This is a genomic window from Anaerococcus degeneri (assembly GCF_017874475.1).
GTDB lineage: Bacteria > Bacillota > Clostridia > Tissierellales > Peptoniphilaceae > Anaerococcus > Anaerococcus degeneri.
Window position 1 is genome coordinate 251,099 of record NZ_JAGGLO010000001.1, and the last position, 11,563, is coordinate 262,661.

The 11,563-nt window shown below is 34.7% G+C and carries 12 protein-coding genes; 9 read left to right on the top strand and 3 right to left on the bottom strand.

Annotated elements, in window-relative coordinates; all coding sequences use genetic code 11:
- Positions 1-14: 14 nt before the first annotated feature.
- The 8 genes from J2Z38_RS01165 to J2Z38_RS01200 all read left to right on the top strand — a co-directional run bounded on the left by J2Z38_RS01165 (position 15) and on the right by J2Z38_RS01200 (position 7,551).
- Positions 15-740, top strand: coding sequence for a hypothetical protein (locus tag J2Z38_RS01165; RefSeq protein ID WP_209771435.1), 726 nt, complete (start codon positions 15-17; stop codon positions 738-740).
- Complete coding sequence (locus J2Z38_RS01170) at positions 737-1,483, top strand: ABC transporter ATP-binding protein (protein ID WP_209771437.1); 747 nt, start codon at positions 737-739, stop codon at positions 1,481-1,483. Before J2Z38_RS01165 ends, J2Z38_RS01170 begins: the two co-directional genes overlap by 4 nt.
- On the top strand, positions 1,480-3,378 hold the full coding sequence (locus J2Z38_RS01175) for an FtsX-like permease family protein (RefSeq protein ID WP_209771439.1): 1,899 nt from the start codon (positions 1,480-1,482) through the stop codon (positions 3,376-3,378). The genes J2Z38_RS01170 and J2Z38_RS01175 overlap by 4 nt, the downstream gene beginning before the upstream one ends.
- Positions 3,356-4,024 carry a response regulator transcription factor gene (locus J2Z38_RS01180; protein WP_209771441.1) on the top strand — a complete coding sequence of 223 codons (669 nt, stop codon included), beginning with the start codon at positions 3,356-3,358 and terminating at the stop codon, positions 4,022-4,024. The genes J2Z38_RS01175 and J2Z38_RS01180 overlap by 23 nt, the downstream gene beginning before the upstream one ends.
- A complete protein-coding gene (locus J2Z38_RS01185) occupies positions 4,017-4,985 on the top strand; it encodes a sensor histidine kinase (RefSeq protein WP_209771443.1) in 969 nt (322 codons plus the stop codon). The genes J2Z38_RS01180 and J2Z38_RS01185 overlap by 8 nt, the downstream gene beginning before the upstream one ends.
- Positions 4,986-4,994: 9 nt before the next feature.
- On the top strand, positions 4,995-5,426 hold the full coding sequence (locus J2Z38_RS01190; RefSeq protein WP_209771446.1) for a hypothetical protein: 432 nt from the start codon (positions 4,995-4,997) through the stop codon (positions 5,424-5,426).
- 1 nt (position 5,427) lies between these two features.
- A complete protein-coding gene (locus J2Z38_RS01195) occupies positions 5,428-6,339 on the top strand; it encodes a restriction endonuclease (protein WP_209771448.1) in 912 nt (303 codons plus the stop codon).
- A 99-nt stretch (positions 6,340-6,438) separates the two neighbouring features.
- Positions 6,439-7,551: a TIGR04086 family membrane protein gene (locus J2Z38_RS01200; protein WP_209771450.1), complete on the top strand. Its 1,113-nt coding sequence runs from the start codon at positions 6,439-6,441 to the stop codon at positions 7,549-7,551.
- A 41-nt stretch (positions 7,552-7,592) separates the two neighbouring features.
- Here J2Z38_RS01200 and J2Z38_RS01205 read toward each other — a convergent pair whose 3' ends face one another.
- The 3 genes from J2Z38_RS01205 to J2Z38_RS01215 are packed head-to-tail and all read right to left on the bottom strand — an operon-like array spanning position 7,593 to position 11,020.
- Positions 7,593-8,990, bottom strand: a complete 1,398-nt coding sequence (locus J2Z38_RS01205) for a peptidase S41 (RefSeq protein ID WP_209771452.1) — start codon at positions 8,988-8,990, stop codon at positions 7,593-7,595.
- Entirely contained in the window at positions 8,962-10,326 is a 1,365-nt protein-coding gene (locus tag J2Z38_RS01210; RefSeq protein WP_209771454.1) for a sensor histidine kinase, read from the bottom strand. The genes J2Z38_RS01205 and J2Z38_RS01210 overlap by 29 nt, the downstream gene beginning before the upstream one ends.
- Complete coding sequence (locus J2Z38_RS01215; protein ID WP_209771456.1) at positions 10,307-11,020, bottom strand: response regulator transcription factor; 714 nt, start codon at positions 11,018-11,020, stop codon at positions 10,307-10,309. Before J2Z38_RS01215 ends, J2Z38_RS01210 begins: the two co-directional genes overlap by 20 nt.
- A gap of 126 nt (positions 11,021-11,146) precedes the next feature.
- Between J2Z38_RS01215 and J2Z38_RS01220 the strand changes: the two genes are divergently transcribed.
- Complete coding sequence (locus J2Z38_RS01220; RefSeq protein WP_209771458.1) at positions 11,147-11,398, top strand: GlsB/YeaQ/YmgE family stress response membrane protein; 252 nt, start codon at positions 11,147-11,149, stop codon at positions 11,396-11,398.
- The last annotated feature ends 165 nt before the right edge of the window (positions 11,399-11,563 follow it).

The window sequence follows — 11,563 nt, forward strand, 5'->3', positions numbered from 1 at the left end:
ATAAGGAGGATATTATGAAACATATAAAAGAAATGTTACTTATAGGCCTAATAGTTTTTGGAGGTATTTTTCTAAAGGCATCTGGTTCTATAGGACAAAAAGATTATGAAAACGAACTAAGGGACAAGAAGGCCAAGGTGGAAGAATACTTGGGTCAAGTAGAAGGAGTGGAGAAAGAATTTGTAGAAAAAATTCTAAACCACCAGGACAAAAATCCAAGCGTGGCTGTATTCGAAATTACAAATGTAGACACAGGTGAGTCTTACAAAAGAATACAGGCTAGTGATAAGGAAAATAAAATTGAAATTGGCGGTAGACTTGATGATACAATCTTTTTTAGAAAAGGCAATGAAAGATTTTGGATAGATCCAAGTAAAAAAATTTATTACACAGATACTTTTGATTACAGCAAAAATCCAAAAGAGCCTTCTATTATTTCTAGTAATGAACATTGGATTTACGAAAAATTCCTAAGTGGCTATGACAAAGGTATCGAAAAAATTGGCGACACCTATAAGGTGACTTGCCTTGATGATTTAAACAAGGGCTCTTATGATATTTACGACCTAGAGGGAAATTGGCTAGAATCTTTCACCGACAATAGCCAAGGAAGATGGAAGGAAGTTCTTGTTTCAGAAACTACAGATGTTAATGAAATATACGAAAAACTCCTAGACCTAAAAGATACCTATACAAGGGTTGATGATTTAGGTCAAATAAAAAACAAAGGTAAGCAATGAAATTTGAGAGAATTTTAAAAGTAGAAAATCTTGAAAAATATTATAGTAAGGAAGACAAAAGGGTCTTATCCCAGCTAAACTTTGACCTTCTTGAAGGAGAGTTTTTAGGCCTAATGGGCAAGTCTGGCTCAGGTAAGACTACTATCCTTAATTGTATAGCAAGCATAGGGTCCTTTAACAAGGGCTCTATTTCCTATTATGATAGGGATATTTCACTCTTTAAGAGGAGGGCGATTTCTTCCTATAGGAAAAATGTGATTTCTTATATTTACCAAGATTTTAAACTGATTGATATTCTCACAGCTTATGAAAATATAATTTTGCCTTTAAATATTGCTAATAAGCCAATTGATAAGGCAAGGGTCTTAGAAATTGCAAAGATTTTAGAAATTGAGGACATACTTGATTCTTATCCGGAAAGTCTTTCTGGAGGGGAAAAGCAAAGGGTAGGTATAGCAAGGGCATTGATAAAAGATTCAAAGATTATCCTTGCCGATGAGCCAACAAGTTCTCTGGATAGCAAGCTTAGCGCAAATGTCCTAAGACTTTTAAAAACTTTTAATAAGGTTCACAAAAGATCAATAATAATGGCAAGTCACGACACAAGAGCGATTTCTTTTACAGATAGGGTTTTATTTTTAGATGACGGCAAGATTTATAACGAGCTAAGGCGCAAGGAAAATGAGTCTAGGGAAGAATTCTTACATAGAATTGAAAACGCAGATAGGAAGTTTTTCAGATGAAAAGAAATGAATCTAGCACAAAACTTTATCTTTTAATCTTAATAATTTCTTCCATAACATCCTACATAATTTTATCCATCGATAAGTCGGAAGTTTTTTCCTATATCTACGAGGAAAATAGGTATTATCTTTTAGATACAGTTAGGCTGATTTACATAATTTCCCTAATTTTTATTTTTATTTTGATTTATTATGCGAGTTTTTACTTGATAAGCGAGAGGAAAAACGACATTGGACTTTTGATGGCAGAAGGGCTAGGACAAAAGAAGTTATTTAAGCTTCTTTTTAAGGATTCCCTAAAAGACCTTATGAGGGCAAATATTTTGGGCCTATCCATATCTATTTTCATCAATGAATTTATAAACCTTTTGACTGTAAAGGTCCTAAGTCTGGGTCTGACTTTCCATAATTTCAGCCTATCATTTAAGGCCATTATTTTGACTCTGGTTATAAGTTTGTTTTTAAACAGCCTATCAATTCACACAATTGTGAGAGATTTTTATAAGAAGAATCCAGATGAGATTTTTAGGGGCGAGATAAGGTCAAGGTCTGATTCCTTTCTATTTTTGGCCCTAGTTTTATTTTTACTAGGAACAATTTTAAATTATGATTATTTTTGGGAAGATTTACTCTTCCTACTAAGTCTTATAAGTATATTTTTGCTTATACTTTTTTTTATATTATCAAAAATTCTCCAAAAGACCAGCGAGAGGGATTTGATTGTAAGGAAAAGTTTGAGCCTAACCTTCAAAAAAGACAAGGCTTCCCTCTTATTTACAAGTTTTATGCTAATTGTAGGGACCTATATCCTTGCGTACACAATTTTAACAAGTATGGCATCCAGAAATGCCTTAGAAAGACCAGCAGACTTTACACTCTATGAATCTCAGGAAAAGATAGATAATTTATCGAAAGACCAAGACATGGGCCAAATGATAGGGGAAATTTATCCGGTTTATGGTTATGAGTATTGGGATATTGACACGAGTGAAATTTACAATTTGGTTAGGGCAAATATTAGTCTTGATAGGTCTACTAAAAATGATTTTTTCTTTGAGCCACGATTTTTACTTAAGGAATCCTCTTTCGAAAATATTTATAAGAGCGTGTTTAGCCTGGGGGATAAGGAAGCCATCCTTTTAGCAAGTAACGAAAATGAAAAATACGCCTTAGAAGATACCATTTCCAAAGAAAGCTTATTTATAAAGCTAGGAGGCGAGGAATTTAAGGTAATACCCCTTCTTATGTCAAATAAAATTTTTTCCAATGATGTGATTAGCCTTTCAAGCATGGTTGTTGTAAATGATAAAGTATATCAAAATCTCATAGGAGATAAGGCTCCCTTTGCCTACAATGTGAATTTGAGAAAAGATTTTGTAAACTCCTTTGGTTTCTCTAAGGGGTCAGATATGTTAAGACAGGCTTTCATAGACAGGGGATATAAGTACGAATCCTACATCTGGCAGGCGAAAAATGCTATATCTAAGATTACAGAAAACCTATATACCTATTTTTATTTGAGTTTGATTTTTATCCTGGCAGGTCTAAGCTTTTTTACAATTAGGATTTTCATGCTCTTTGAAAAGTCTAAGGAAAAATTAAGAATCCTAAGCCTCATGGGCCAAGATATGGAAGAAATTAGGTCTATAATTAAAAAGGAATATACAACGCTTTTTCTCACTGTGGGCCTTGTTTCAATTATTGTGTCAATATTTTTATTTACCAACATACCATATACAATGGATATATTTTCAAAATTAAAGCTTAGTAAAATTATAGGGACCTTGTCCCTAATTAGTCTTGGGATTTTGGTCTTAATAGGCCTATTTTTGAGGTTTATTCTAAGGATGAGCTACGAAAGGATACTTAATTATGAAGAAGATTTTAATAATTGAAGATGACAGAAACCTCTTAAAAGAACTAAGGGAATTTTTAGAAAGAAATGGCTATCAAGTAGAAAGTGTGGATAATTTCTTGATAGCAAGTCAGATTGCCCTTGAAATGAGGCCTGACCTTGTAATTTTGGATATAAACCTACCTGGGATTTCTGGTTTCGATATTTGTAAGGAAATAAAGGAAAAGTCAAATATCCCAGTTTTGATGCTTACATCGAGGGTTGGGATTGAAGATGAAATCAAAGGCCTTGAAATCGGAGCTGATGAATATTTGGCAAAGCCAGTTGATACAAGGAGATTAATTTTGAGGATGGAAAAGCTTTTAGATCTTTTTGACCATTTCCAAGATATTATAAGTGTCGGGGACTTAAGCCTTGAATTATCAACATGTAAATTATCTTACAAAGAAGCTTACTTAATTTTGCCCCAAACTGAAGCCGACATAATAAAAAAACTAATGGAATCCTACCCTCAAATTGTCACAAAGGATGAACTTTTGATGGCGGTTTGGTCTACAATTTATATTGACGAAAACATCCTTCAAGTAAATATAACAAGGTTAAGAAAAAAACTTAAAAACCTGGGCCCTTATAATATCTACAACAAGAGGGGCCAGGGTTACGGCCTAGGAGAGATAGATGACTAGCACATTAAAAGACGGACTTCTTTGGATAATTGCCTTCCTAGCCTTGGATGCCTTATTTATTTTTTTAATCTACCTAATAAGTCCGGGCCTAATAAGAAATTTCATAATATTTATCCTCTTATTTACAATTTTGGCCCTTGCCTTTATTCTAAGATCAATTAAAAAGAAAAATGAAAAGAAAAAGGCCCTCCTTGAGGAATTTTTGCTAAATAATTCCTTTATGGCCAAGGATATGCTTGTGGCAGAATTCGGCCATGACTATGGACAAATCTTTGAAGACTTTCAAAGGACTATAAAGATTAAGGATAAGAGACTTGAAGAGTCTAGGGCCAAGCTTATTTCTTATAGGGATTTTATAGAAATGTGGGCCCACGAGATAAAAACTCCACTTGCCTTTGCAAATTTATTTCTTGAAAACCACAAAAATGATTTTGACAGGGAAAGCCTCGATAAACTTAGTCTTGCCAACACAAATATAGAAAATTATATCAACCAAATCCTTTACTACGCAAGAGTCGATGCCAACAAAAAAGATTACAAGATGGAAGATGTCCTCATTAGAGAATGTCTAGATGAAGCCATCAAGGCCTATTATCCATTGATTGCAGAAGAGGGGATTATAATTAAGGAAGATGTGGGAGAAGTAAAAGTATTTACAGATAAAAATACCCTGGTATTTATCATTTCCCAGATTATTTCAAATGCTATTAAATATTGTGATGGCGTTATAAACATCACTAATAAGGGTAAAAATCTTTATATAGGAAATAACGGACCAAAGGTTGCAGACCAGGATATAGCTTTTATCTTTGAAAAGGCCTTCACAGGCGAAGTTGACAAGATTCATAAATCAACAGGCATGGGTCTATATCTCGCAAAACTCTACGCTAAGGACATAGCAATAGACATAGAGGTGGTCGAAAATAGGGACGGAAACTTTGTAATAGCCTTAAAACAATAAGGAGAATATATGATTTTAAAACCCTACAGGGCAGTATTTAGCCTCCATGATTCGAAAATTTTCGATATCAAGAGGAGGGAAAAGGACCTTGAAATAAGCCTAGCAAGTATGGTTATTTTTGAAAATGACAAGAATTTGGCCATAGATAATCCAAAAATCATCTGCCATGACCTCATAGATATAGAAACTAATATGGATTGTCCTGTGAGGATAGTAGGTTTTGAGAAAGAGGCTAAAAAATTAACTTTAGATGAATTTAAGGACTACACCTTTGATATTATAGAAGAAGCCTATGGGGAAGGTATCATTCACTTTTATGGGATAGGAAATATTTATAAAGATGAGAAACCATCCGCCTTTGATATGACCATAGATATTTTCTATAGGGGAGAGATAGAGGCTATTTGGAAGAAGAAAAAACAGATTGAAATTAAGGGATAGTATGGAATTAACAAAGAAGTTTGAACTTCAAAGATGTAAAAATAAAATAAAATACCAGATAAAACATGAAGATGTGCCTATTAAGCTTGATCCCAACCTTGATGAGGCCATTAAATACCTCTTGTGGTATGTGCCAAATATAAATTCTGAGCAGGCTAAAAAAGAGGACCTCCTTACCAATATGGAATACGATGATTACGTATTTGTTGAATTGATGGCTGCTATGAAGCTAAGGGATGAGGATGTACTTTTCACAGATGCTATAAAAAAGTCAATAGTAGATGATTTTAGGGAAGGAATTTGCCCAAATGATCAAAAAATCGCCATGACCTTGGCAGATGGGGAGACAAAAACAATGAGCCTTCTACGACACGTTAGAAATGCTATTGCCCATGGGAATTTTAACGTGGTTGAGGGTCTGCTTGTGGGCTTTGACATAAAAAGGCAAGCTGATGAAAAGATTCAATACAAGGGGATTTTTAAAATAAATCCTGAAGGTCTATTAAGAGCCCTAAGGAAAATCCACTTTGACCTATCAAGCCAGGAATTTATTTCAGAGGCCTTTAGAAGGGCAGGTTATAGGGTTGAGCCTTACCAAGAACAATACCAAAGAAGTCATCGTTTTGACCTCTATGCCAAAAAGAATGACAAGCGTTTTGCCCTAGAAATAAGAAATTACGAGTATGGTCACAAGGTATCAAAAAAAGAAATTTCTAAAATGCTAAAGGATTTTAGGGGCGGGGCTGATGATTTAATCCCAGTTTTAATTATAAATTCAAACTACCTTACAGATGCGGCCCGCAATAAGCTATTGAGGGAAAAAGTTATAATACTTGATATAAAAAATATTAAAAAGATGCACAAAGGTAGGGATATGGTTTCAGAGATACTTAGAGATAATTTGGTTTTTTAATAAGATATTAAAGAAATTTGCAAAAAACTTTAAATTATTTTAAGGTCTGGTATAATGTGCCTACATCGTAATTTTGTAAATATGTAATTAGGAGGAATTATGACAGATATAAATAATCAAAACCAAGGCGAAAATCTTAGAAGAAATCGCCAAGAAAGAAGAAGAGATATTGCCATCGAAAGAGAAGGCAAACTAGAAGCGGGTAGAAACCTTTCATGGGGATCTATCATAGCAGGAGCAGTTTCAGGCGCTGCAGTATTTACTGTACTAAGCCTTTTAACAGCAGCCCTAGGCTTTGGAATCTTTTCTGCAACATCAGCTAACCCATTTGCAGGAATCGGATTTTTCACTGGCCTTTGGACAGCAATTACCCTTATAGTTTCATTTTGCGCAGGTGGTTTTGTAGCAGGTTATGCAGCAAGATCGACAGGTCTACTTCACGGAGCAATTACTTGGGCAGTAACAGTTTTACTACTATTCACCCTAGTATTTAACGCAGTAGCAACAACTCTTGGCATTGCAGGCCAAGCAGCAGGAGCTATAGCAGGAGGCGCTTCAAATGTAGCAGGATCTGCTCTAAGCGGTGCAGGAGATGCTGCAAGCTCAGCAATTGGGACAGCTGTTGATAAGGTTGGTGAAGGCATCAAAGATGTAGATACAGAAAAACTTCAAGCAAACCTTGAAAAATACCTAGCTGACACAGATGTTAAGGAACTTCAACCTGACTACCTTGAAGGTCAAGTAAAGGAAAGTAAGGATGAAATCGCTGCAGCTGTTAAGTCAATAGCTTTAAATCCAGAAAGCGCCGGATCAGAAATTGATAAGCTAACAAAATCACTTTCTAAGAAAGCTGAAACAATTGCAAATGCAGCAGATGAAGATGCTATAGCAAGTGCAGTAGCAGAAAATTCACAACTAAGCGAAGCAGAAGCTAAAGAAATCGGCAAGAACATCTATGATGAACTTGATAAGGCATCTGTTGAAACAAGCAAGGCAATCAACCAAGCAAGCGATGAGATTAACAAACTTGCTAAGGAAGCAAAAATTACTGCAGACGAGACAGTAGAAAAAGCTAAAAAAGGTGCTGACAAGGCATCAAATGCAGTATCTATTGGTTCAGTTCTAACCTTCCTAGGCCTAATCGCAGCCCTAGCAATATCAGCAATAGCTGGTAGAAAAGGTGAAGAATTCGCTTTAAAAAACTTTAGATAAGCATAAAAAATAGACCCAAGAGGGTCTATTTCTTTGTCCATTTATCTAATGATTGAAAGCATTGATAAGATTGGGTATTTTGAATTTATTCTTTGGTTGTATTCTAGATACCTATTTGGTTTTTCGGCCCTGGCTGTATTTAAGGAAATAATGAGCCCTGAATGGTCAAGGACGAAAAGAGATGGTGGAAACTCATAAATCCTATCTTCCGCAGTAGGATTTGGATCGAGTGCGTTTTTCACTACATAGGCATTTGATGATTCCTTAAAGATTGAAGCAAGCTTGATTGCTTCATTAGCTGTATTTGAATTTGTCAAAATATAAATATTTCTCGATGCAAATGTCTGGTCTTTTTTTATTTTTAAGGAAACCTGGTCGTAGTACATATAAGGGTTAAGGTCGTAATGCTCTATTTTTTCCTTATATTTACTAGAAAGATTTTTTACAAATGCAGTTTGGTAGGCTGAATTTTCGTCAGCCTTTATATCTTTTAGATTGTTTTCAATCAAGGTTCCCCTGTAGAAAATCAAGTCTTCTTTGGTATAGTCTTGGTTGATGAAATACTTGGCAAATTCGTTTACAAATAAATTATTAAGCGAATTGTTATCAGATAAGTCAATTATCATAGTTGAAATACCAGGAGCTGCTGTTACATTTTTTATTACTTCATCGATAATTTTTTTAAGGTCATTTACCCTAAAATTTGGTAGGGAAATTCTTAAAACATAGCCGCTTTCAATACCTACAGAAGCCTCGCTTACATTTTTATCGTTTATTATTCTTTTGTAGCGGTTGACAACCTGAGGATTTTCCAAAATTTCCTTCATAGAAGATCCGGTTTTGTTTTTATAGTAGTTAAATAAGTCGGTGTAGCTATCCTTATCCAAAATCTTGGTGTAGGAGTCATTTATTAGGCTCAAATATTCACCCAAAAGCATAAAGAAATCTTGGTCGGTCTTTGAGCTAGTAATTTTTTTTCTGTACTCATCGCTTTTTTTACTAAATTCTCCAAAAGATTCTGCATTTGACTTATCAACGGCAAAATTTTTAACGATGGTTTCATAGAGTACATCAAAGTCAGCGTTTTTCTCAGCGCTAGTTAAGCTTCTGCCTTCGGTAGAGGAGATGAAGGCTGTTTTGGATAGGTCATCAAGGACCTCATCTCTGAAGGCTGGATAGCCAGTTTTAGCATAGGTATTTAGCCTTCTTATTATAAAAAAGCTAGGGATTACAATAATTAAAATTGCAAGGGCAGAGAGGATTATCCTACGCCTTTTGTAGACTCTTTCTCTCTCACGCCTGGCTCTTTTTCTCCTAGATATTTCTCTAGGAGTGAGATTGTCATCATCTTTTACAATCCTGATTTGACTAGGCCTTTTCTCTTTCCTTCTTGTATTTTCTGTTTTTCTTCTAGAGTAATTTCTCTTTCTTCTTGTCATTGGTCATCCTGTTGTTTTTTTCAAAAATTATAGCAAAGTCGCTGCCTTCGCCAAGCTTTGATTTTACTTTAATCTTGCCGGATAGGGCTTCGACGAAATTTTTTGTAATGGCAAGGCCGAGGCCAACACCATTTTCCTTTGTATTTCTAGAATCTTCAACCCTGTAAAATCTTTCGAAAATTCTTTGTATATTATCTTCTTCGATACCTATACCAGTATCAATTACATTTATAATAATTTCCTTGTCAGTTTCTCTAAGGTGGATATCAATGGTGCCGTCCTTACCAATTGCCTTGATAGCGTTTGAGACAAGGTTTTGGATAATCTGTGTTAGCTTATCTCTGTCAGTTGAAAATATAACATCCCTGTCAAGGTGGGTTTCTATAGTTATATTATTTAATCTCGTCTTGGCAAGAAAGGTAGATGCAATATTTTCGATTAATTCAGTAATATTAACATTAGATTTTGATAAAATAGCGTAGGACACATTTTCGTCAAAGGTGTTTTTAAGACCTACTACAAGGCCCTCAAGTCTTATAATTTCATTCGATAAAAGATCTAAAGTCGCTGGATCAGCATCCACAACACCGTCTTTCATAGCCTCAATGTAGAGTTTGAGGTTGGTGAGGGGAGTCCTAAGCTCGTGGGAAATGTCTTGGGCATATTGCTTTCTTATCGATTCCTGTTTTTTTAGGTTGTTTGATAGGTAATTTATATTATCCCTTAAGCTTTCTATTTCCTGAATGTCAGAATCTTCTACTATTACATCATAGTTACCTTCTTTGATCGCAACTGTTGATTCGTCAATAGAGATAATTGGTTTTGAAATATTTGTCGAAAGAATTATAGCAATTACAAGACCAATGGCCAGAGAAATTGTAATCGCATATAAAACTGCCTGGGTAAAATTGCCTTTCATTTCATTTACGCCAGTGTAGTCTCTATTGTAGTAAATTTCAATCTTTCCTGCCTTGGAATTGTTATTTTCATCGATAAAACTATATTCCTTGGTCAAAATTTTCGAGTGGTCTGACTCGTCACGGCCCTTCAATTCCTTGATTAAATTATTATTTTCATCGTAATATCTTATATCAACCATTTGGTCTAAGGCCATATTCGATAGATAAGCCCACATAGACTGGCCGCTTATATTTGGATCGTTGTTTAACCTTGTGAATTGCTCTACAACTTCCTTGGGCCTCTTATCATCGATAGCCTTAAAAAGGTCATTATAGTTGATCGTAACAAGGAGGGTAATAAGGATAGAAAAAACTAGGATACAGGATAAGATTCCTGCTATAAAGTTTTTTATTATCTTATTCTTGAGGGTAGTCATCTATACCGCCAGACTTATAACCCATACCGTAGATGGTTTTAATATACATTGGCTTTTTTGGATTGTCTTCGATTTTTTGCCTGATGTTTTTGATGTGGGTATCAATGGCCCTGTCATAGGCATCGTAGTCATAACCGAAGGTAATTTCTATAATCTCATCCCTGGTATAAATCTTGTTAGGATTTGAAAATAGGGTTTTAAGGATAGAAAATTCATTTTTAGTAAGGTAAATTTCCACACCATCCTTAAAAAACCTGTTGTATTCAAGATCCATTTCAAGCCTACCGTCAAGGGTTTTAATAATGTCAGCCCTAGGGATATTGTATTTTTCAATACGTCTAAGGACTGCTTTGATTCTTTCTATAAGCTCTCTTGCTGAAAATGGTTTGGTTACATAATCATCAGCCCCAAGCCTTAGGCCGGTGACCTTATCGTCCTCTTCAACCTTGGCAGATAGCATGATTACTGGTACTGATGACCTATTTCTAATTTCTTTCATCACATCTTCGCCAAGCATTTTTGGTAGCATTAGATCAAGGATAACAAGGTCAATATCTTCTGATAAAAACTTCTTAAGTCCCTCTTCACCGTCAAAGGCCTGGTAAACTTCATAACCTTCTTTGACGAGGTAGGACTTAACTATATTATTTATACTTTCTTCGTCTTCTATTATTAAAATTTTAATCTTTTCCATAGTTCACCTTCCACAATTATTATACCATATTCAGGCCGATTTTTCGTCTATCTTTAGCTAATGTTTAAAATATTTAAAATTGGATATAAATATAAAGAGAAAAGAATAAAACCCAAAGGAGGAAATATGGGAAATTTAGGATTTATTTGGACATTAATTATAGGAGCCCTTGCTGGATGGATAGCAAGTAGGATAATGAAAAGAGACGCCGAAATGGGAGGTATTGCAAATATATTTACAGGTGTGCTTGGTGGTTACCTAGGTAACTGGCTACTTGGAAACTATATGGGAGGCAAATTCTCTCAAATAATTTCAGCTGTAATAGGTGCAGTAATTTTATTATTCATCCTAGGATTAATCCAAAACCGTAAAAAATAAGAATTCATGCCAGGCTTGAGCCTGGCTTTTTTAATGCAATTTTATATGATTTTCTAGGAAAAAACTATTAAAATCTACATAATAAATTCACCGTAGTTTAATATAAAGAATATAGTTTTATTGAGTTAAATACTTTATATGAAATAATTTTTGCACATAAAAAAG

Bases quoted from the DNA above. Each gene is read 5' to 3' on its own strand.
- J2Z38_RS01165 (WP_209771435.1), top strand. From the start codon at position 15: ATGAAACATATAAAAGAAATGTTACTTATAGGCCTAATAGTTTTTGGA.
- J2Z38_RS01170 (WP_209771437.1), top strand. From the start codon at position 737: ATGAAATTTGAGAGAATTTTAAAAGTAGAAAATCTTGAAAAATATTAT.
- J2Z38_RS01175 (WP_209771439.1), top strand. From the start codon at position 1,480: ATGAAAAGAAATGAATCTAGCACAAAACTTTATCTTTTAATCTTAATA.
- J2Z38_RS01180 (WP_209771441.1), top strand. From the start codon at position 3,356: ATGAAGAAGATTTTAATAATTGAAGATGACAGAAACCTCTTAAAAGAA.
- J2Z38_RS01185 (WP_209771443.1), top strand. From the start codon at position 4,017: ATGACTAGCACATTAAAAGACGGACTTCTTTGGATAATTGCCTTCCTA.
- J2Z38_RS01190 (WP_209771446.1), top strand. From the start codon at position 4,995: ATGATTTTAAAACCCTACAGGGCAGTATTTAGCCTCCATGATTCGAAA.
- J2Z38_RS01195 (WP_209771448.1), top strand. From the start codon at position 5,428: ATGGAATTAACAAAGAAGTTTGAACTTCAAAGATGTAAAAATAAAATA.
- J2Z38_RS01200 (WP_209771450.1), top strand. From the start codon at position 6,439: ATGACAGATATAAATAATCAAAACCAAGGCGAAAATCTTAGAAGAAAT.
- J2Z38_RS01205 (WP_209771452.1), bottom strand. From the start codon at position 8,990: ATGACAAGAAGAAAGAGAAATTACTCTAGAAGAAAAACAGAAAATACA.
- J2Z38_RS01210 (WP_209771454.1), bottom strand. From the start codon at position 10,326: ATGACTACCCTCAAGAATAAGATAATAAAAAACTTTATAGCAGGAATC.
- J2Z38_RS01215 (WP_209771456.1), bottom strand. From the start codon at position 11,020: ATGGAAAAGATTAAAATTTTAATAATAGAAGACGAAGAAAGTATAAAT.
- J2Z38_RS01220 (WP_209771458.1), top strand. From the start codon at position 11,147: ATGGGAAATTTAGGATTTATTTGGACATTAATTATAGGAGCCCTTGCT.